The sequence below is a fragment of the Cupriavidus alkaliphilus genome (assembly GCF_014191175.1).
GTDB classification, from domain to species: domain Bacteria; phylum Pseudomonadota; class Gammaproteobacteria; order Burkholderiales; family Burkholderiaceae; genus Cupriavidus; species Cupriavidus alkaliphilus.
Genome location: NZ_JACHWE010000005.1, coordinates 175,393 through 196,535, shown reverse-complemented (window position 1 = coordinate 196,535; position 21,143 = coordinate 175,393). Strand labels below are relative to the sequence as shown.

Genomic DNA, 21,143 nt, shown 5'->3' with positions numbered 1-21,143 from the left:
TAGTATTCTCGCGGGTTCCCCGAACCCGTACCACGAGATTGATGCCACACACCGACGACGCGCTGCCCGGGCACGAAGCCTCAGCCATCCATGAACCGCGCCTGTGGCGCGACAAGGGCTGGACCGCCCGCGTCATCAAGAACGAGGATGGCGAAGGCTGGGCGGTCGAGATGATCCGCGAAGGCAGCGCCGAGCCGGCGCTGGTCGGCCCCTGGACCATGGGGCGCAACAAGGTCGACCCCAAGCCGCTGGATGCTACCGCGCACCAGACCCTGGTCAAGACCGCCTCGGAAGTGATCCGGCGCCATGAGCAGCAGCTGCACGCGCAGCTGAACAAGCAGGTCAGCATCGAAGCCGAAGCCGGCAGCGTGACCGTGAAGCTGGCGATCACGCCCGATGAGTTCGAACCCTTCGGCACGCTGACCGCCGAGGACGCCTTCGGCGAGGTGCTGGCGACCATCAAGGTGCGGCCCGACTTCCGGCTGACGCGCGACAGCGCCGAGCGCTGGGCCGCCAGCGGCTTCGACAAGATTCGCTAGCAAGGACGGTTACTTGCGCATGCGCAACAGCTCGGCGTAGGAAACCAGCTTGGTTTTCTCCTTGGCCAGCGTTTTTGTCCTGGCAGCCGTGCGCTTCGACTGGCCGCGCTCGAATTTGGCGGCGGCGCGTTCGTCTTCGCGCGCGTAGGTGCGCGCGGACCTGGCTTCGGCCTTCAGCCGTTCCGCTTCCAGCCGCGCGGCGCTGCGTTCCTCGCGCGCAATATCCTGCGCGGCCGACATGATTTCGGCCCTCAGCAGGTTCCGCCTCTGCCTGGCGGCGGCACGGGCCGCCTGCAATTCCTCCTTGCGCTGCCGCAGCCAGTCCCTGCGGTTGACCGGCGCGGGCCTGGCTTCCGCAGGCACGCTCAGGCGCAAGGCCCGGCTGAGCGAGACCTGGTCGGTCCGCCGTGCGCGCCGCGGCTCTTCCTTCCCTTTACTCACGCTGCATGACTCTCCTGACACCGAACGGGTGCCGCCTGCGTCTCGTCCATGGATGTCGTTGAAACCATTCATCAACCTTACCACAGCGACAAAACCCGCTTGCGCGGTTTCCACGCTTCGAATATAGTCGAAACATGGAAACCGATACCGCCCTCGCCGCGCTTGCCGCGCTCGCTCACTCGATCCGCCTGGCCGTGTTCAGGCTGCTGGTGCAGGCGGGCCCGTCCGGCCTGCCCGCCGGACGGATCGCCGAACTGATGGAGATCCCGGCGTCCTCGCTGTCGTTCCACCTGAAGGAACTGCACCGCGCGGGCTTGCTGACCAGCCGCCAGGACGGCCGTTCGATCATCTACATGGCGCATTTCGACACCATGAACGGCCTGCTGGCTTACCTGACGCAGAACTGCTGCGGTGGCAATCCTTGCTCGCCGGTGTCGCCCTGCTCGGTCGCTTCACCGTCCTGATACTTCCTGTACCCGGCCTCATGACTACCAACGTATTGATCCTTTGTACCCACAACTCGGCGCGCAGCGTGCTGGGCGAAGGGATGCTGAACCACCTGGCGCGGCGCGCCGGCCGCGATGTCCGCGCTTATAGCGCGGGCAGCGCGCCCAGCGGCCGGATCAACCCGTTCGCCATCGAAGCACTCGGCAACGCCGGGGTCGAGGTGGGCGACTTGCGCAGCAAGAGCTGGGACGAGTTCGCCGGCGACGACGCCCCGCCCATGCGTATCGTGATCACGGTATGCGACAGCGCGGCGGAAGAAGCCTGCCCGTACTGGCCCGGCAGCCCGGTAAAAGTGCATTGGGGCTACCCCGACCCGTCCCGCACGGAAGGCAGTGACGACAACAAGCGCCAGGCCTTCGAGCTGACCCGGCAGGCCATCGCCTACCGCATGCTGCAGCTCTTGCAGCTGCCGCTCGACGACATGAGCAACGCCGACCTGGAACAGGCGCTGCAGCGCCTGGCGCGGAGCTAAAGCATGGCCAGCCAGCACGTCGCCGCATCGACCCCGGCCGCCGCCGCGCCGGCCATCGGTTTCTTCGAGCGCTACCTTACCATCTGGGTGGCGCTGTGCATCGTCGCCGGTATCGCGCTGGGGCAGGTGCTGCCAGGCGTATTCCAGGCCATCGGGCGGATGGAATACGCGCAGGTCAACCTGCCGGTCGGGCTGCTGATCTGGGTGATGATCATCCCGATGCTGGTCAAGATCGATTTCGGCGCGCTGGCGCAGGTCAGATCGCACTGGCGCGGCATCGGCGTGACGCTGTTCATCAACTGGGCGGTCAAGCCGTTCTCGATGGCGCTGCTCGGCTGGGTCTTCGTGCGCCACCTGTTCGCGCCGCTGCTGCCGGCCGACCAGATCGACAGCTACGTGGCCGGCCTGATCCTGCTGGCCGCGGCGCCGTGCACGGCGATGGTGTTCGTCTGGAGCCAGCTGTGCAAAGGCGACCCGTACTTCACGCTGTCGCAGGTGGCGCTGAACGATGCCATCATGGTGGTCGCCTTCGCGCCGGTGGTGGCGCTGCTGCTGGGCCTGTCCGCGATCACGGTGCCGTGGGATACGCTGCTCACCTCGGTGGCCCTGTACATCGTGGTGCCGGTGATCCTCTCGCAGGCGCTGCGCAAGATGTTGCTGCGCCGTGGCGTCGGGCATTTCCAGCGCGTGGTCCGGCGCCTGGGGCCGTACTCGATCACCGCGCTGCTGCTGACGCTGGTGTTGCTGTTCGCGTTCCAGGGCAAGGCCATCCTCGACCAGCCGCTGGTGATCGCGCTGCTGGCGGTGCCGATCCTGATCCAGGTCTTCTTCAACTCGGGGCTGGCCTACCTGCTGAACCGCAAGCTCGGCGTTGCGCATTGCGTCGCCGGTCCGTCCAGCCTGATCGGCGCCAGCAACTTCTTCGAGCTGGCCGTGGCCACCGCCATCAGCCTGTTCGGCTTCCAGTCCGGCGCGGCGCTTGCCACGGTGGTGGGCGTGCTGATCGAGGTGCCGGTCATGCTGCTGGTGGTGGCCATCGTCAACCGGTCGCAGCATTGGTATGAGGCCGGGGCTCGCTGAAGCACCGGCATGTCAGTAGCGCCCTGCACTGCGCAGGGACGGAGGATGGAATGATCAGGCAGGACCTGCCCAATATCGATACGGCAGTACTGGACGCGCCGGACCTGCACAAGCTGGAGCCAGCCCGCACCAGCACGCATGCCCCGCGCATCCTGCTGCTCTACGGCTCGCTGCGGCAAACGTCATATAGCCGGCTGCTGGTGCTCGAGGCCGAGCGGATCCTGCAGCACTTCGGCGCGGAAACCCGGGTATTCGATCCGCACGGCTTGCCGATGTGCGACAGCGTCCCGGCCGACCATCCCAAGGTGGCGGAACTGCGCCAGCTTTCCGAGTGGTCGGAAGGCCAGGTATGGTGCAGCCCGGAGCGCCACGGCACGCTGACGGCGGTATTCAAGAACCAGATCGACTGGCTGCCGCTGGAATTCGGCGGCATCCGTCCCACCCAGGGGCGCACGCTGGCCGTGATGCAGGTCTGCGGCGGCTCGCAATCCTTCAATGCCGTCAATGCGCTGCGGGTGCTGGGACGCTGGATGCGCATGGTGACGATCCCGAACCAGTCGTCGGTGGCCAAGGCATACCAGGAGTTCGATGCCAGCGGCCGCATGAAACCTTCCTCGTACTATGACCGCGTGGTCGACGTCATGGAGGAACTCTACAAGTTCACACTGCTCGTGCGCGACCGCAGCGACTACCTGACCGATCGCTACAGCGAGCGCAAGGAGGCCGCGCCTGCCGCGGCCACGACACTCGCCGCGGCGGCGATGCGTCAAGAGCGGGACGCGCAGGTTGGCGATACCGACAGCGGCGAAGTCGAATAGTACCCGCGCTGGGCGGTACCGAAGTCATCACACGCGCGACGCGGCTGGAATGTCCCCTGCTTGATGGGGGCAGGGTTAGTCCCCAGGCATGGAGCCGAGGACGATCCCGAGCGCTTGCCGCCATGCGCGCCGCGGCGCAAGCGAGCCGTGTCCGACGCCAGCCTGCCGGTCATGCGTGCGATGACGCACAGACCAGAATTCGCCAGCCAGTAATCTCGATGCCATGAACACGCCATCACTTCGAATGGCGTGCGCCGGTCTCTCAGGAGCATCGGATGGATCGATTTTATTTGTTGGACGCCTCGTTCTGCCCGAGCGTCAACCAGGGTCGCAATCCCATTTACTGCAGCTCGCCCGAGCGGGCCGTGGCGTCGCAGATGACCGCCTTCACCGCGGCGCTGCAGGCGTGCACCGGCCAGTCGTTCCACCGCTACGGTGCGCTGCACGATTTCTCGGTACGGGAATACCGGACATTCTGGCGCTGCTTCCTGCAGTGGTCACAGGGGCTGGCGTGGTCGGGCAGCCCCGAGCCGGTCTGCGTCGGCGACGATTGCGAACATGCGCGCTTCTTCCCGAACCTGCTGCTGAACTATGCGGACAACCTGCTTGGGCTGGAAATCGCCGGACCCGACGCACCGGCGCTGACCGCCTGCCACGCCGATGGCCGGCGTGAACGCCTGACGCGGGGCGAACTGCGCGAGCGCGTCGCGCGCGCCGCGCATGCCTTGTCGCAACTGGGGTTGCGCGAAGGGGACCGCGTGGTCGGCGTGATGCGCAACGACGCCGAAGCCATCGTCGCCGCGCTGGCGGTGACCGCGCTCGGCGCCACGCTGTCGACGGCCGCTGCCGAGATGAGCGTCGAAACCCTGCTCGATCGCTTCGCGCCGCTGGCGCCGCGGCTGCTGCTCGCGCACACCGCGCAGCGCGCCTTCGACACCGGCATCCCCCTGGCGGACAACGTCGCCGGCCTGGCGGCCGCGCTGCCTTCGCTGCAGGGCATCATCCAGCTCGACGACGGCGCCCTGCCGGCCAGCGTCAGCCAGCCCATCCATGCGCTGGCTGACCTGATCGGCCGTGGCGATGCGCAGCAGTTCTCCTTCCAGCGCTTTCCGTTCAATCATCCGCTCTTCATCATGTTTTCGTCGGGCACCACCGGCAAGCCCAAGTGCATCGTGCACGGCGCCGGCGGCAGCCTGCTGGAGCATCTGAAGGAACATCGGCTGCATAGCGACCTGCGGCCCGGCGACCGCATGTACTTCCACACCACCTGCGCATGGATGATGTGGAACTGGCAGCTGTCGGCGCTGGCGTCCGGGACCGAGATCGTGACCTATGACGGCCCGATCGCCACGGTCGACGCGTTGTGGCGGCTGGTCGCGGACGAGCGCGTCACGGTGTTCGGCACCAGTCCCGCCTACCTGAAGATGTGCGAGGACGCCGGCCTGGTGCCCGGCCAGCAGTTCGACCTGGGCGCGCTGCGCGCGATGATGTCGACCGGTTCGGTGCTGTTCGACGCTCAGTTCGAATGGGTGCGCGATCACGTCAAGGCGCTGCCGCTGCAGTCGATCTCCGGCGGCACCGACATCCTCGGCTGCTTCGTGCTGGGCAATCCGAACCTGCCGGTCTATGCGGGCGAAGCGCAGTGCAAGAGCCTGGCGCTCGATGTGCAGGCGTGGGAACACGGCGCGCCCACCAGCGGCATCGGCGAGCTGGTGTGCGCCAACCCGTTCCCGTCGCGGCCGTTGGGCTTCTATGGCGACGTGGACGGCCAGGGCTTCCACAAGGCCTATTTTTCGGCCAACGCGGGGGTCTGGACCCACGGCGACCGGATCGAGTTTCCGCCCGAAGGCACGGCGCGGCTGCATGGCCGTTCCGACGGCGTGCTCAATGTGCGCGGTGTCAATGTCGGGCCGGGCGAGATCTATCGGGTGCTGCGCGATATTCCGGAGATCCGCGAGGCGATGGTGGTCGAGCAGCGCGCGCGCACGGCACCGCCGGACCGCACCCGCACGGAGCGATACGACCAGCGCATGGTGCTGCTGCTGGTCTTGCAGGACGGCGTCGCGCTGACCGGCGCGCTGGCCGCGCGCGTGCGCCGCGACCTGGCGCGCCGCGCCTCGCCAACCCATGTGCCCGACCGCATCCTCGCCGTGCCGGCGCTGCCGGTCACGCACAACGGCAAGTTCTCCGAAGCGGCAGCGCGCAACGCGGTCAACGGCCTGGCGGTGGGCAACGCCGCGGCGTTGCGCAATCCGGACTGCCTCGACGCCATCCGCAATCATCCGGCCCTGAACCTGGCGGCGCGCGAACTGCCCGCCCCCGGCACGTCGCGGGAGCAGCTCGAACGTCATTTGCAGGCCCTGTGGGAGCGCCTGTTCGACTTCGCCCCGATCGACCGCAACGACAACTTCTTCGACCTCGGCGGACACTCGCTGCTGGCCGCGCGGCTGCTGGCGGACGTGCACCAGTCGACCGGCCGCACGATTCCGCTGGCAACGCTGCTGTTCGCGCCCACCATCGCCGGACTGGCCGCGGCGATCGACGACGCCGCGTCGCCGCGGCCTTCGCCCAACCTGGTGCCCGTGCGCGGCGGCACTGGCTCGCCGCTGTTCCTGGTGCACGGCGCGAGCGGCTCGGTGATGGAGTGCTGGGGCATGGTCAACGCGCTGCGCACTTCGCGTCCGGTCTACGGGCTGCAGGCACGCGGCCTTGACGGCGAACAGCCGACGCAGCGGCGTGTCGAGGACATGGCGGCCAGCTATATCGAACAGATCCGCAGCCTGCAGCCGAGCGGTCCCTACGCGCTGGCCGGCTACTCGTTCGGCGGGCTGGTGGTGTTCGAGATGGCGCAACAGCTGACGCGCGCCGGCGAGCAGGTCGAGCTGCTGTGCCTGCTCGACACCTATGTCTGCGAGCATTTCCTGCCGTGGCGCACCTGGCTGCGCTACTGCTGGAACTATCCCGGCTGGAAGTTGCGCAAGCTGCGCGCGGTGCCCGCGGCGCAGCGCGTGCGCTACCTGAAATACGCGCTGCGCCGGGCCGCGGAAGGTGTCGGCATGCGCCGCGGCGGCATCACCTGCAAGCCCGACGCGTTTAGCGAATCGCTGCCGCCGGCACTGCGGCAGGTGCGCGAGACCATGGTGCGCGCCATGACGACCTATCGGCCGCGGCCGTACCATGCCGGCCCGGTGCTCTATCTGCGCGCCGCGGTCAGGCAGCAGCAGCGCGGCGATCCGCTGTCGCTGTGGCGGCGCGTCGCGCTGGGCGGCCTGACCATTGCCGAGGTGCCCTGCAGCCATTTCGACCTGGTCCTCGAACCCAACCTGCAGGCGGTGGCGGCAATCCTGGACGAAGGGCTGACGGGCGCGTGACGCCGCGGACATGGCACAGCATGCAGCATGACGGCCTTGCCGCACGGGGCACGGGCGCTGCCGCGCCGTTCGTGCTGCCGCAACCGGAGCGCCTCGCGTTGCCGGACGGCGCGGTACAGGTATGGAGGCTGGATGACGCGCAGGTCGATCCGGCATGCACGCGGCTGGCCCATACGCTTGCGCCGGACGAGCGCGCACGCGCCCTGGCCTACCGGCACGCCAGGCACTGCAATGGCTATATCGCCCGGCGCGGGCTGCTGCGCTGGCTGGTCGGCGGCTACCTGCACTGCCAGCCCGAAGCGCTGCGCTTGACTGTGTCGCCATTCGGCAAGCCGGTGCTGCAATGGCCGCAGACCGGGCTGGCCTTCAGCGTGGCCCACACCGACGGCCTGGCGCTGCTGGCCTTCGCCCGGGATTGCCGCCTCGGCGTGGACGTGGAGCGGCGTGCCGGTGGCGTGCACGCAGCGGACGTCCCGGGATTTGGACGCGGCATATTTTCCGCGCAGGAAGCGCAGGTCCTGGCGCGCGCGCGGCCCGCTTCGGCCGAGGCGCTGCTAAGCATCTGGACGCGCAAGGAAGCGCTGCTGAAAGCGCTCGGCACCGGACTCTCGGTCGATCCCACCGCGTACACGACGGAAGACGACTGGCGGCGCGGCGCGGGCCATTGGCGGGCTTCGCGCGATGGCATCCCCATGTCCGGCTGGACCTGCCTGGACCTGGATGCCGGTGCCGGGTTCCGGGCGGCGCTGGCCGTATCGCTGCCAGACGCAAGCGTCACGTGGCACCGCTGCTGACCGGTGCGGCCGCTGGGCAAGGGTCCGGCCCCGTAACACGTTACGTTACACGTAACGCCTGCCGCCCTGATGCCAGCCATGCGCGCGGGCCGGTCCGCATGGGCCGCCCTGCCGCAAACCCGCGGCCCGCCTGGGTCGTGGCGCTGACCGGGAGCGCAGGCCCGGGCCCTGCCGGAGTTGGCATCCCCTTTGCTGATTCCGGTGAAAAGCGTTGGCCACGAAGCCAATGCCGGATAACCGGAGCAAGCAATGAGCTGGACTAACCGTGGAGCGCCGGCCTCGGCGCAGGTGCTGGAGTGCGGCGGCGAGGCACATGCCGTGGTCATCGACGACATGCCGATGTACCGGCACGGCATCACCCGCCTGCTCGGCGAGCTGCCGGGCATCGGCCGGGTGGAACCGGTGGAGACCGAGGCCCTGGCGGCGCGCAACCTGCGCTTGCCGGCGCCGGCGCTGCTGGTGTTCGGCATGCCGCCGGACCTGGCCGACGGCTGGAACCAGCTGCGGGTGGCCAGCCTGGTGCTGCGCCCGCGGCGCCTGCTGCTGATCTCGGACAATATGTGGCTGCGCCTGCCGCCCGGCCTGGATGCCCGCTTTGCCCGCACCCTGTGCCGCTCGGCATCGCTGGCAACGATCGAACGGGACGTGCGCGCGCTGCTGGACCTGCCGCTCGCCGCGCCGGCCCGGCCGGAGCCGGACGCCATGCCGACCGGCTTCCGGCGTCCCTTCCACGCGTTCGCGTAAGACGCGGCAATCCGCGCCTATCGCGCCGGCGAGATCCTGTGCACCTGCGCCGTGGCACCGATGCTGCGCCGCGCGAGCATGCCTGCGTTCTCGTTCTCACCGTAGAAGAACGTCGGGGCGGGGGCGAGATGCCTCAGGAACGGCTGGAACTCCCGGCTGCCGATGCAGATCTTGGACCGCTCCGAGGCCGCGCCCAGCAGCACCTCCCTGGCCGCGCGGTCGGCCCGGTCCATGCCCACGGCGCGTGCGCGCTGGTCGGTCAGGTCGTCGTCGACCAGCACATAGCGCCCCGGCAGCAGGTGCGACAGCATGAAATCGCTCAGCGCTTCCTGGACCGATATCGACAGGCCGAACAAGCGCCGCGGCATGTTGGCGGGATTGATGCCGCCCCAGTCATAGGTGCCGCCCTCGCGGTTGCGGCGCGGGTTCACGGTGAACTTCGACGACATCGTTCCGACCGCCATGACGTGCACCTCGGCAGGCGATCGCAGCAGGGAATACTGCGCTTCATGCACGGCCAGCAGGCCCGGCGCATTGGCGTAAAGACCGCCGTCGACGAACTGGTTATGGTTGAACGTGTAGCGCGCGAAGTAAGCCGGCGCGGCACTGGTCGCCATCGCGATATCCGCGATGCGGAACTTGTGGTCGCGCTTGAAATTGACGTGGTGCGGCGTCTTGAATATCTGCGGCCGACCGGTGGAGTAATTGATCGCGGGTATGACGACCCGGTGCGCGCAGGCGCCCAGCAGGCGTTCGCCGAACAGATGCTCGGCGCACAGCAGTTCCAGCAGCCGTCGCGACCCGAACGGGGCGCGCCAGATGCCGGCAAGCGACCAGCGCCGCTGGAAGATCTGCTCGCCGTGCTGCGTCAGCAGGTCCACGATGCGGCTTGCCGGCAGCTCCAGCGCCAGGGCGAGCGCAATGACGCCGCCGATCGAAGTCCCGGCGATCAGGTCGAACCGGGTCGCGATCGGCGCCCCGATTTCCTCCTCGAAGTCGGCTAGCAGCCTGGCCGTGTACAGCCCCCGAAAGCCGCCGCCCGAGAGCGCAAGGATCTGAAACCGGTCCGGAGCCGACTCGTCCAAGGATTCCCCCTGCCGCCGAATGAACTGTCGTCGCACGGCCGCAAACCCACGTCGGAGTCTCGTGCCAAATGCAGCCCGCCCGAGTGCCATGCGCATCCATACTAGGCGACGGCTGCGTGTTTTTACAGAAACGGCGCGGGCGATGTAGCCCGATCATGCAGGCAATTAGACGGCGTTTTATTCTGATTTGCGCGACGGCACTGTCCTGCGCCATCGCGTCCGCTCCCGCGCGTCGCACCGCGAAGCGAACGCCAGGACCGGCACCGCGCTAGCGCTTCAGGCCGGCGGCCCGCGCAGCAGGCCGGCGAGCGCATCGGGAATGTCCAGTTCGATGCGCAGCACCGCGCTGGCCAGCGCCTTGCCGGAATTGTCGAGCGCCAGGCTGCGCGATACCCCGCCGCCCAGCGCGCCGTGCGCGACAAAGTTCAGCACCTGCAGGCCGTCTCCCGACCGGGTATGCGCGACGCGCCGCAAGCATACGATCATGGCTCGTCCTCAGAGAAAAAGGATATGGGACTCGACCTGCGCGCACGGCACCAGCGCCAGCCGGCGCAGTCCTTTTGTCCGCATTGCTGTCTTCTAGCACCGCGCCGTCAGGTCCAGCGCAGTTTCGCCTGATGAAGGTCTTGTGCGGGCGATGTTAGGCAGCCGCCGGAAACACAGTCAAACTTTTGCGGCGGATTTTCATTGAATGAAACCGCGCGCTCCGGAACTGAAGCGTCGAGGCCGCGCTCGTGCGCTCCACGGAACATCCGGCCGCCACCGGGGTGACCCACGCGCGGCAGCGCAAGGCACCGATTTTTCTAAGCTCGCCGTCCAAAAGTTTCACTTCCGTTGTAAATCGCAAGCTGTAACCATGCACCCAACTCTGTCCCCGGCCCGCATGGATGGGGAACGCGCGCGGCGGTGGCACCGCCGTTTCCCAAATCACGCCAGCGACGGATGACCATGGTGTTCTTGCTGATGCGGCGGCTGTTTGCGGTGGCCCTGCTGCTGTGGCTCGGTATCGCCGCAGTGCGGGCCGCGCCGGATCCCGCCGCCGAAGCGAATGCCGCGCCGGTCGAACTCCGCCTGATGAACCGCCCGATCGTGGTGCTGCGCGCAACGCTGGCCGGCGTAACGCCTGAATTACGCGAGCGGCGCGCGCGCGACCGCTTCGAAGCGCTGCCCCCGTCCGCGCTGCTGCAACCCGTGCGCACCAGCCCCGGCGAGCTCGCCGGGCAGCATGGAGTCGCCATCTACATCGGCGAGCGGCTGCTGCTTGCCGTGGTCGAAGGCGACCGCGATCCCGAGGACAAGGGCTCGTTCGAGGCGCTGGTCGGGCAGACGGTCGACAACGTCAACCAGGCTGTGGCCGCCCGCCGCCAGCAGCAGCACTGGCCCACGCTGGTTCGCGGCGTCCTGCGCGCGGGTGGCGCGCTGGCAGTCGTGGTATTGCTCGGCTGGGCCCTGACCAAGACCCGGCGGTTGCTGGGGCGTCTGGTGGATGCCTCGCTGCAACGGCATCTGAAGGCGCGCACCGCCGACGGATTCGACTGGACCGCCGCACTCTACCAGCTGACCGACCGCATCGTACGCATCCTGGCGGTGGCGCTGTTCGCGCTGGTCGCCTTTGTCTGGCTGGAATTCGCGCTGCTGCAGTTTCCGCTGACGCACCCGCTCGGCGAGCGCATGGGCGCGTACCTCTGGCGGCTGCTCGAAGGGATCGGCGGCGCCATGGTCAGCGCCATCCCGGGCTTGCTGGTCGTCGCCATCATCCTGTTCATTACGCGTGGCGTGCAGGCGGTGGTCGCCAGCGTGTTCACGGCCACCGAGCGCGGCAACCTCACGGTGCCCGGCCTGCATCCCGAGACGGTGCCGGCGACGCGCCGCCTGGCCGCGGTGCTGGTGTGGGCGCTGGGCTTCACCTTTGCCTACCCGTACATTCCCGGGTCACAGAGCGACGTGTTCAAGGGAGTGTCCGTGCTGCTCGGCTTCATGCTGACGCTGGGCTCGGCCAATGTCGTGAACCAGCTGATGAGCGGCATGGTGCTGGTGTACGCGCGCGCGCTGCGCGTGGGCGACATGGTCAGCATCGGCGATACCGTGGGATGGGTCGAGAACATGGGTCCGCTGTCGGTCAGGCTGGTCAACCTGCGCCAGGAGCAGGTCACGCTGCCGAACGCCGTGGTGGTCGGCAGCGCCGTGCACAACTATTCGCGCTCCGGCGATATCAATGGGAGCAGGGCGGCGCTGCTCTCGTCGGCGGTGACGATCGGCTATGACACCCCGTGGCGCCAGGTGCATGCGATGCTGCTCAATGCCGCGCGCGAAGTGCCCGGACTGGATCCGGGAACGGCACCGTTCGTGCTGCAGCGCGGACTGTCGGACTTCTACGTCGAGTACGAGCTGTTCTTCGCCATCGAAGACCCGCGCCGCCGCTTCTTCGCGCTGTCCACGCTGCATGCCGCGATCCAGGACGAGTTCAATCGCCACAACGTCCAGATCATGTCGCCGCATTTCGCGCTGCAGCCGAAGGAGCCGGTGATGGTGCCGGCGGAACAGTGGCATGCGCCCCCCGCCACGCCTCCAGCGCATCGGCGCAGCGACGGCTGAGTCGCCGGAGCGACGCGGCGACCACGCATCGGTGCTCACCATGCCGGCCTGGCCGGGCCCGGAACTACACCGAATCGCCCGAACGCTATCCGTATGACACGGGCCGCCTGCGCGGGGTGATCGAGGCCGCCACCCGCGGCGCAGCGATTGTTCCCGCCGTGAGCATAAGCGGGCCCAACCTAATACGCCTGTTCTTCCATAAACGCCGTAAGCGCCGCCATCTCCGTCTCCGTTGCGGCAATGGCGCGCATCAATCCCTCGTTCTCGACATAAAGATCCTGCGGCATCGATCCACTGCTGGCGTAGCCGTTCAGCGCTTTGCCAACCACCTCGGAACGGACGCGTGCTTGCTGCAATTTTCGATCAAGCTCTTTCATCCGCCTTTTCAGTGCGGTGGCGTCAAGGCCAGCCAGTTCCGGATAGCTGGCGCGGTAGTCCATGTACTTGTCGTCATAGACTGTCCGCCATCGCAGATAGCCCCACATCTGCCAGAACTCGCGTCCACTGGCTTGCTGCGGCAGTTGGTCAGTGTAGGCCGGATCCTTCAGTGCTTCGTCGATCGACTGGCCCTTGGCTTCGCGTTGTCGCTTGAGGCGGTCCTGTGTCTCCAGCGTTGCCCGTTCCTCGGCGCTCAATGGCCGCGGCGGCGGAACGCCGACCTTGGCCATCATGGGCCCACTCATCGCCGGCGCACCCTCCTTTTGTGAGGCAGCCTTTGCGGCGGCCGCATCGAGCTTGTCCTGCTGCTTGCGGTACCAGACATCGTCATCGTCACCCATGGGCTTGAACCAGGCGCGGGAGTCGTGCACATGGCGCGAGAAGAACGCATCGATGGCAGGCGCGACGTCGGTGTTGTTCCAGGCTTGCTTGACCTTATCCCAGCTGCCGAACTTGATGCCGAGCGCCTTTTTGGCCTGGTAGAACATGGCGGCGCCTTGTACTGCGCCCGAGGCCGGCATCCACGCGATCGGCCCGCCGGGTGCTTCGGGCACCGCGGCCTGTACGGCCGGGCGCACGGCTGAGCCAGCCATTGCCGCCGTGGCGGCGCCGAGATTCGTTGCATGGGTTTCGACAACCCATTTCGCACCTTCCATCAGCCAGCCGCTGTAATGGCCGCGGGCCCAGCTCGGCACCAGATTGTCGTAACTGGCGTAGCGTTGCACCCATTTGAGTTCTTCGGCCAGCTCGGCATCAGCGTTGATCAGATCCATGCGATCGTTCCTGGGCGCGCGCTGGACGCTGGGCATGGTAGCCACCTTACCCAGCCAGCGATGGCGCCAGCGCAGGAAATAGCCGTAATGGTGCCGAATCAGGGTCGGGGTAGTGTCAGGCATGAGCCCTGAAGTTGCGGTGGCGTCTCGGTAGGCGTTGAAGGCTGCGATGAGGTTGGGATCGACCCGAAACTGCTTCTTCAATTCGGCTGGCGCAGATGCCAGGTTCATCAGTGGCACACCAGCAATGACGGCCTCCCGGTACATATGCGCCAATGGAATCTGGGACAGCTTGGCGCTGTCGTCCGGTGTCCCGTCGGCGCGGCATCCGCGTCCCTGTTCGCCGGGCTCATAGCCTCCGCCGAGGTCTGAGTGGACACCCGGATAGACGAATTCCTCCACGTTCCCGCCTTGCGCGCCGTCCAGGGGAAAGGAGCCACGCACCTCATGGCTCGATACCAGATGCACGCAACGTTTGACCAGGTCGGGGCCCGGAATGCGCAGCCAGCGCTTCTGCGCCCACGCGCCATGTCCGGAAGCCATGGTCTCCATCATGCTCTGCGCGATGCCAGCAGAAGCCACGGTGTCGAACAGCCCCAGAAAGTCAATCTGGACCGGGATGCCGCATAGGCTGAGCTTGTCTCCATTGGCGTCGCACGCGTCGCGCAGCCAGTTGCAGAACACGCGAGCCTGCGCAGCTCCGCGAGAGAAGCCGAACACATGCAAACGAATGCGCTTGATGATCGGTTTGCGGTCGTGGGGCAGATTACCCAGAACCCTGGCCAGCGCCGCCTTGCGTTCGTTGAGCACGCGCCGGCGGCCCTTGGTATTGACCTCGCGCCAGTTGGTGCGTGCTACGGCGGTCAGCGAGGCGAGCGGCCCGACGCTTGCGCGCAGCTTGCGATCGAATTCTCCCTTGGCGCGGTATTTGCCGTTCAGCTCGCGCTCGATGGCGCTGCTGTCGCCGAGGCCAGGAATTCGAATCTCGGGTGCGTTCAGGTCGGCGCTCATCTGCTTGACGAGGTCACGGTCCGCAGATCGCCCTGTCATGACCTGATTATGGTAGTGGGCGTGCAGGTGGTTGTGGATTTGCAGCAGAGCCCAATTGATGCGCGCCTCGCCACCCCAGCCAGCGGCGGCGCCGGCGACCGCCTGAATGCCGATTCCTACGTCTCCTACTTCCTTATAGAACGGTGTGCCCACGCCCGCAGCATAGCTTCGAAATCGGTACCGCTTCAACTCGGATTCTCTTGGGTCGATGTCGAACAACTCAAACAGTCTCGCGATGTTGCTCTGAGCGTTGCGCGGTCGGTCGTTGTCTGCGTTGTTGCGTGTACCGTCGAAGAAAAATCCGAAGTGCAAATCCTCTTCGCACGGAGGCGGTGCATTGGGACGGAGATCGACGCAGGTGAACTGGCGATATCTTTCTTGCGGCGAAAGATCAAATGGCTTGGCCGGGCATAGGGGCGCAAACTTGGCGACGGTCATGGCTCTTGCGGTCTAGCGGAATTGGCGGTATGAGAGAAGCGTCTGTGGCAGGCCGAAAACATCTTCTACCGGCTCTGCTCGGGGCTTTCCGGGGGATTGCGCAATTCGGGGCGATAGCAGAGACGCCGGTCCTGAGGGGGACGGCGCTTCAGGCACGCTTCCTTCGGGTCCTCCAGTTTGGCGGGATCATCCTTGGCACCGGGCAGCCACCTGGTCAAGTACAGCTTGACCTCTTGATTAGGGAAAATGGCCACGTAGAAATAGGCGGCATCTTCCGTCGAGTACTTTTCGACTGGTACCTCCTTGGAATAAAGCGCTTTCTCGTCCTTCGCGAACAGTTCGTCATCACTCCACTTGATCGTGACCTTGAAATTAGGGTCCCAGTGCTTGGGTACTGAGATTCCTCCAGTCCAGCTAGTGCCCCCAGCGTTCGCCACCATCCCTCCAGCCCATTGGCCGTTGACGTACACGACGCCGATTGGCACATCGGTGTAGTTGAGCACCCCGATCTGGCCGCCAAGCGTATCGTCGTCGATAGCTGCGGGCGGCGGCTCAGCTTTGCCGCACGCGGCCATGCCGAACAACGTAGCGGCCAGAAGTACAACAAACGAGCCTCGGATCATCCTTGTGGTCATCATTGGTTATCCCTTATGCGCCAGCATGAGGCCATGGCGCCGAGCCCTGCCAAGGGCGATTGCTTTCCCGAGCACCGTCACAAGCATGCCCCCTCGAGCAAATGCTCGCGCAGTGCTTCTGTGAGAAACAGATGGCCGCTCGCTGTGCGTCATGGCGACTAAGGCATGAGTGACGTTGGCTCGCGTGGAACCCTTTACTTTGAGACTGTGTTGTCATCATGAACGGTCTTGTCAGCATCAGAAGGCTTCCCGACCAATTCCGATGCCCTCTCGAAATTTTCCGCACCATTTCCCAAGAACCAGTATCCGGCGCAAGCGAGGCCGATCCAGGCAACGCTGATGCCCGCGATGATCCACGTATCACGGCCCATTTTTGATTATCCTTCGGAGGTCTTCCTCGCAGGGACGGAATCTTGAGGTTGGACAGCTTCGAAAGCGGTATCGCTTCAACTCGGATTGCCTTGGGTGGATGTCAAACAGGTCAAAAATCCTCGCGACGTTGCTCTGAGCACTGCGCGGCCGATCGCTGTCTGCGTTGTTGCGGGTTCCGTCAAAGAAGAAGCCGAAGTGCAGCTCCTCTTCACACGGCAACGGTGCATTAAGGCAGACATCCAACCCGGTGTACTGGCGATATCTTTCTTGCGGCGAAAGATCAAACGGCATGGTAGGGCACTGAGGCGCAAACTTGACGATCGTCATGGTTCGGAAAATTCAAGCGGATTCATTGGGGGACTGACATGCAGGACCTAGTCTCGGCCCTTACGCTGGAGCATTCGGTATTCTTCTCTGAACTCCGGCGCATAGCAGGTCTCCCTTTCCGTCGGTGCTTTCCTTTTCAGACAGGCATCGGTGGGGTCTTCCAGGCGGTATGGATCTGCCGCCGCTCCGGGTCCCCATTTCGTCAGGTATAGCTTGACCTCTTGGTGTGGGTAGAAGGCAACGTAGAAGAAAGAGGCGTCCTCGGGCGGATACTTTTCGACTGATACTTCCTTGGTATAAAGCGCCTTCTCGTCCTTCGCGAACAGCTCGTCGTCACTCCACTTGATCGTGACCTTGAAGTTTGGGTCCCAGTGCTTGGGTACGGAGATCCCTCCAGTCCAACTGGTGCCGCCAGCGTTCGCCACCATCCCTCCAGCCCATTGGCCGTTGACGTACACGACGCCGATTGGCACATCGGTGTAGTTGAGCACCCCGATCTGGCCGCCAAGCGTATCGTCCTCGATAGCTGCGGGCGGCGGCTCAGCTTTGCCGCACGCGGCTATGCCGATCAACGTAGCGGCCAGAAGTACAACAAGCGAGCCTCGGATCATCCTTGTCATCATCATTGGCCATCCCTTTTGCGCCAGCATGAGGCCATGGCGCGGAGCCTTGCCAAGGGCGATTGCCTTCCCGAACGCCGTCACAAGCATGCCCGCTCGAGCAAATATTCGCGGAGCGCTTCCGGCTGCTGGTGTGACTCACCCAATCGTTGCTGAAGCGCTGGCGACTGCAGGCCGGATTCGCCCGTCGACAGCGCATGCGAAGCCAGTAGCAGAATGTCATGCATAGTCTCTACCCTATGCGCCTTGGCGAGCGCATAGGCTTGTGCGACGCGCCGATGCGCTTGGCCCTTTCCGCTTGCGGGCAGGATGTCGGGAGATTGGCGATAGAGAGAATCCATCAAGGCGTCCGGCATCGCCGCGTCCACCATCCGGTCAAGTTCAGCCTGCGAGATCGTCAACGGTTCGGCCCGGTGTGCCTCGGGTTCAGTCCTAGGCTCGGTTAGCGGCAGTGTTTCGAGCATCCCTTCCCGGTTCACAAGGTGCCACTGCGCGACAGGGGCCGTCAGCTGCGCCCACGCTGCCGGGCCGAGAGCCACAGGCAAGGTGGAGAGCACCCGCGTATCGCCGAAGCGCAGCACGAAGCGTGTGTCATCGCCTTCGACGACCGGCTGCAGGCAGGTCTGCCATAGCTGCGCTAGGCGCGAGGGCGATTGCCATGAGGCCACAAAGCTCAGCATCGGCCTGCCTTGGCAGTGCTTGCCCAGCGCTGAGATCATGGCACGCCGTTGATCTGTGGCGAGGCCGTCCAACGGCAACAGGTAAGGGGAGGCCGACAGAAGGTCGCGCAGGGCGCCGGTCTCGCCGTACAAAGGGTGACGCGGGACAGGCGCCGCGAAGGGCTTCGCGCCGTGATCGAACGCGCCATCAACGAGGGCAGACCAGTGGACGTCCGCGGTGCTTTCGATGCGTTGCAACAGGCCGTCAAGCCATGTCTCGGGATCTCGCGACTCGACTGCGAAATACATAGGCGCCTCTCAGGATCTACACGATTGCGAGCGGCATGCCGGCGGCCGCCGCTTTGAGAAGGCAGTCGAGACACCCCGTCTGCGGAAACTGCGGCAACGAATAGGGTGTGCTCTCCGCCCCCTCGAACGTTCTCTTCGCGGCCTTATAGGTAATGGGCCCCGGGCACTCGACGGTAATGTTGCCACCCTCAATCGTGATAGCAGCCCCACCAGCCGTCGCAATGCGGATCCGCTTCGCCGCAGCAAAATCCACATTCATATTCGCCGAGACGATCGTCAGGTCATCGCGCGCCGCCAGCTTCAGCAGGTCATGCTGCGCCTGGAGGTCGATATCATCCTGACCCGCGGTCAGTTGCAGGCCGATGTTGTTCTCGCCGGGCGAAGACAATGCCGCCGCCACGCCGATCGCCTGTCCCGCATGAATGCGTCCCTGCCCCGCGACGGCGACGTTGTTGTCCTGCCCGCTGGCCAGCACGACGCTTTCCCCATTGGCGAGTTGCAGGTCCTGTCCCGCCACCACGGCGAGGCCGGCCCTGCCGTTGAGATGGACCATCGGCTCGCTTTGGTGCGGCACCTTGCCTGGCGTGCTGGTACTACCGCTGGCCGCGTCGCCCTTGGCCGCTTCGAGGGACTGCCCGTCGACCATGCCGGCTGCGGCCTTGGCTTGTTTCGCCAGCGGCGCCTCGTCATCCTTGCTGGTAGACAGTGCCTGGGTCTGGTGGATGGTCGCGCCATCGCTCAGTGTCCTGACGAGATCACCAGCCTGCCGCAACAGCGCGATGCCCGCAGCATTGTCGCCAGTCGGCAGCATGCGGCCCGTGACGGCATCGCGATAGGTCGTGAGCAATAGCCCACCCTTGCCGCGTACCGCGACGTGGCCATCGGTGCGCAGCTCGAACCCCTGCCCCCGGAAGCTGCCGCGGCGGTTGTCCTGCTGGTGGATCACATGGCCCAGATTGAGTTGCGTGGCTTGCTCCGTGGTGGCCAGTTGCGTGCGCAGTTGCTCGTCGGTGTCGTCGAACACCAGCTGGTTGTAGCCCTTGCCGCCATGCTCCTGGCTCTTGAACCCGGTCAGCGCGGCGTCGTTGCGGTGGCCACCCGGGTCGGCACCCATGCCGTGCCACGCCGGGCTGAGCCCGCCGGCGAGGTTGCCCTGAGCGCTCGGCTGGCTGTCGGAGCCCATCGCGTAGAGGCCGCTGGCGTCATACGGCTGCGAGAACGTCGTGCCGGCCATCGACTTGCTGCCCGGCGTGGGTGCGATGCCGGCTTCGCCCTGGCCGTTGTACAGCGTGCCGATCACGAACGGCTGATCGATATCGTTGTCCGCAAACTTGACCAGCACCTCCTGGCCGATGCGCGGCAGCCATTGCCAGCCCATGCCGGCGCCGGCTTGCCGCTGCGCCACGCGTACCCAGCGGCTGCTGCGGTCGTCGTCGCGTTCGCCGCGCTGCCAAGGGAAGCGCAAGCGGATCTGGCCGCGCGGGCTGGCGTGGTGTTCGGCGTTGCCGTCCGGCTGCGTCTGTCCGTCGGGGCCGACCACGATCGCGGTATGGACACCCAGCGGCGTGGATCGGCTATAGAGGCGCGGACAGTCGCCCTCCAGCACACGGGGGCGCCATGGCCGCCGCGCGTCGTAGGCGCGGAAGAGGCACGCGTAGCCCTGCTGTTGCGCCGCGGCTTTCAGGGCTGAGGTAGGGCAGAGCCGGTCAACCTCGTGAGCCGGGAAGGTATCCGGCAAGCCAAGCGTGGGTTCGGCAATATCGGGCGCCGGTGGCGGTGTGTCGAAGCACAGTGCCGCCTCCAGCGGCCCCAACCGGTCTGCGAGGGCCGCACGCGTGTCGGCCGCGAGGTTATTGATGCCGCAGTGCTCGAGGGCATCAAGCAACAGCGGATAACCTTCGGCATCGTCATCCAGCGGGGGCAGATGCGGGCAACCATTGACGGTCAGCCGGGTACCGCTACGCAGCGAACGCACCGAGGCGCGGCCGGTGAAGCGCAGCGACCGGACCTCGATCGCTTCCATGACTTGCTCGGCGACCCGCTGGGCGTTAACTGCGTCCGGCGCCAGGGACAAACTTACCGATAGATAAGGATCTGGACCGGCGGTTCGGTTCACATGGCCAGCGAAGCGCGCTGGGGCGTGACCCCTGAGCGCGCGCTTGGATTCTGGGTTCCATGCGGACACCGCAACGCCGCCCACGCCCACCGAGGTCTCGCAAGCCAGCCGCTGGATCGCGTCCGAGGCTTCCTGGCTATGTGCACGGTGGAAACGGATGCCGCAGCCATCCGCCGATTCGGGATCTTCCGGCAGTTGCGCACTGTCGGCAAAAATCACCACAGTGTGGCCACCGGCCGCTTCGTCGTCTTCCACCACGGTGTAGCCCAACCCGCCCTCGGCCAGCAGGCGCGACAGGAACTGGTAGTCGGTCTCGCGGAATTGCGCGACGTAGGCGCGCTCGCCGATTGCCGCGATGCGGGCCTCGGCGCCGGCGGCATAGCGCCACTGCGCATACGGCGAATATGGCTGCAGGATTGCCTCGATGATGCTGTCGAGGCGGCGGTTCTGAAAGACCTGGCTGTTGCGCTGCTGCGTGGTCAGCCACAGCCACGGCACCACGGTCAGCCGGTAGCGCGCCAGGCTGCCATCGGCACCGAGCTTTTCGGCTTGCCTGACCAGGCCGGTACGACGCGACTGCCCGCCGCCGGCGAGCGCGGTAAGCAGCGTGACGCGCTGTCCAAGCAAGCTGTCGAGCGGGATGCCGGCATTGGCGCTGAACGCGATGATGCGCGATTCCGCAAGCATCGAGATACCTTCGCGCCCGATCCATGCTTCGACAGCAAGTTCCTCGACCGGCGATCCGCCGTCCAGCCTGTACAGGCGATGGTGCGATGAAAAAAGATGCTGATAGAGCGTGGCTAGATCCATTTCCCGTACAACCAGGCGCAGCGCAATCATCGAAACCTGCAAATCTGCCCCGAAACGGTACGGAAGTCCATCAGAAATGTATTAAATACTATTTACATCTATTTTTATCAAATTAAGAAATCGTCATAAGGGCCGGTCGGGGTTCGTCTG

The 21,143-nt window shown here is 65.8% G+C and carries 17 protein-coding genes and 1 pseudogene; 9 read left to right on the top strand and 9 right to left on the bottom strand.

The annotated features are described in order from the left end of the window. The first annotated feature begins 41 nt into the window (after window positions 1–41). Window positions 42–539 (top strand): hypothetical protein, encoded by a 498-nt coding sequence (locus FHX60_RS18555; RefSeq protein WP_183284156.1) that lies wholly within the window; start codon window positions 42–44, stop codon window positions 537–539. Window positions 540–548: 9 nt separating this feature from the next. On the opposite strand, the gene FHX60_RS27765 is transcribed toward FHX60_RS18555, so the two are convergent. Then, complete coding sequence (locus FHX60_RS27765; RefSeq protein ID WP_092312202.1) at window positions 549–980, bottom strand: hypothetical protein; 432 nt, start codon at window positions 978–980, stop codon at window positions 549–551. A gap of 134 nt (window positions 981–1,114) precedes the next feature. On the opposite strand from FHX60_RS27765, the gene FHX60_RS18545 reads away from it, so the two are divergent. The 7 genes from FHX60_RS18545 (at window position 1,115) to FHX60_RS18515 (ending at window position 8,766) form a co-directional block, all read left to right on the top strand. Then, window positions 1,115–1,444 carry an ArsR/SmtB family transcription factor gene (locus tag FHX60_RS18545; protein ID WP_092312205.1) on the top strand — a complete coding sequence of 110 codons (330 nt, stop codon included), beginning with the start codon at window positions 1,115–1,117 and terminating at the stop codon, window positions 1,442–1,444. 20 nt (window positions 1,445–1,464) lie between these two features. Further along, window positions 1,465–1,959, top strand: coding sequence for an arsenate reductase ArsC (locus FHX60_RS18540; RefSeq protein ID WP_092312208.1), 495 nt, complete (start codon window positions 1,465–1,467; stop codon window positions 1,957–1,959). A 3-nt stretch (window positions 1,960–1,962) separates the two neighbouring features. Further along, window positions 1,963–3,039 carry an ACR3 family arsenite efflux transporter gene (arsB, locus tag FHX60_RS18535; protein ID WP_183284155.1) on the top strand — a complete coding sequence of 359 codons (1,077 nt, stop codon included), beginning with the start codon at window positions 1,963–1,965 and terminating at the stop codon, window positions 3,037–3,039. A 53-nt stretch (window positions 3,040–3,092) separates the two neighbouring features. Beyond that, window positions 3,093–3,857 carry an arsenical resistance protein ArsH gene (arsH, locus tag FHX60_RS18530; protein WP_183284375.1) on the top strand — a complete coding sequence of 255 codons (765 nt, stop codon included), beginning with the start codon at window positions 3,093–3,095 and terminating at the stop codon, window positions 3,855–3,857. A gap of 275 nt (window positions 3,858–4,132) precedes the next feature. After that, window positions 4,133–7,228: an acetoacetate--CoA ligase gene (locus FHX60_RS18525; RefSeq protein ID WP_183284154.1), complete on the top strand. Its 3,096-nt coding sequence runs from the start codon at window positions 4,133–4,135 to the stop codon at window positions 7,226–7,228. A 20-nt stretch (window positions 7,229–7,248) separates the two neighbouring features. Continuing rightward, window positions 7,249–8,022, top strand: a complete 774-nt coding sequence (locus FHX60_RS18520) for a 4'-phosphopantetheinyl transferase family protein (protein ID WP_183284153.1) — start codon at window positions 7,249–7,251, stop codon at window positions 8,020–8,022. A gap of 249 nt (window positions 8,023–8,271) precedes the next feature. Further along, entirely contained in the window at window positions 8,272–8,766 is a 495-nt protein-coding gene (locus FHX60_RS18515) for a helix-turn-helix domain-containing protein (RefSeq protein ID WP_183284152.1), read from the top strand. Between the two features lie 17 nt (window positions 8,767–8,783). Here FHX60_RS18515 and FHX60_RS18510 read toward each other — a convergent pair whose 3' ends face one another. Both FHX60_RS18510 and FHX60_RS18505 read right to left on the bottom strand, forming a co-directional pair. After that, window positions 8,784–9,851, bottom strand: coding sequence for a CBASS cGAMP-activated phospholipase (locus tag FHX60_RS18510; RefSeq protein WP_183284151.1), 1,068 nt, complete (start codon window positions 9,849–9,851; stop codon window positions 8,784–8,786). Window positions 9,852–10,127: 276 nt separating this feature from the next. After that, window positions 10,128–10,295 (bottom strand): annotated as a pseudogene (locus FHX60_RS18505) (AtuA-related protein); the annotation flags it as partial. Between the two features lie 498 nt (window positions 10,296–10,793). On the opposite strand from FHX60_RS18505, the gene FHX60_RS18500 reads away from it, so the two are divergent. After that, window positions 10,794–12,446 carry a mechanosensitive ion channel family protein gene (locus FHX60_RS18500; RefSeq protein WP_260164081.1) on the top strand — a complete coding sequence of 551 codons (1,653 nt, stop codon included), beginning with the start codon at window positions 10,794–10,796 and terminating at the stop codon, window positions 12,444–12,446. A 179-nt stretch (window positions 12,447–12,625) separates the two neighbouring features. Here the strand turns inward: FHX60_RS18500 and FHX60_RS18495 are convergent, their stop codons facing one another. From FHX60_RS18495 to FHX60_RS18470, 6 genes are all read right to left on the bottom strand, one after another. Then, on the bottom strand, window positions 12,626–15,145 hold the full coding sequence (locus tag FHX60_RS18495) for a Tle1 family T6SS lipase effector (protein WP_183284149.1): 2,520 nt from the start codon (window positions 15,143–15,145) through the stop codon (window positions 12,626–12,628). A 65-nt stretch (window positions 15,146–15,210) separates the two neighbouring features. Then, window positions 15,211–15,783: a DUF3304 domain-containing protein gene (locus FHX60_RS18490; protein ID WP_260164079.1), complete on the bottom strand. Its 573-nt coding sequence runs from the start codon at window positions 15,781–15,783 to the stop codon at window positions 15,211–15,213. A 357-nt stretch (window positions 15,784–16,140) separates the two neighbouring features. Beyond that, a complete protein-coding gene (locus tag FHX60_RS18485; protein WP_183284148.1) occupies window positions 16,141–16,479 on the bottom strand; it encodes a hypothetical protein in 339 nt (112 codons plus the stop codon). A 47-nt stretch (window positions 16,480–16,526) separates the two neighbouring features. Then, window positions 16,527–17,189: a DUF3304 domain-containing protein gene (locus FHX60_RS18480; protein WP_260164077.1), complete on the bottom strand. Its 663-nt coding sequence runs from the start codon at window positions 17,187–17,189 to the stop codon at window positions 16,527–16,529. Beyond that, window positions 17,180–18,067, bottom strand: a complete 888-nt coding sequence (locus tag FHX60_RS18475; RefSeq protein ID WP_183284147.1) for a DUF4123 domain-containing protein — start codon at window positions 18,065–18,067, stop codon at window positions 17,180–17,182. The genes FHX60_RS18480 and FHX60_RS18475 overlap by 10 nt, the downstream gene beginning before the upstream one ends. Before the next feature lie 16 nt (window positions 18,068–18,083). Then, window positions 18,084–20,993, bottom strand: coding sequence for a type VI secretion system Vgr family protein (locus FHX60_RS18470; RefSeq protein ID WP_183284371.1), 2,910 nt, complete (start codon window positions 20,991–20,993; stop codon window positions 18,084–18,086). Window positions 20,994–21,143: the final 150 nt, after the last annotated feature.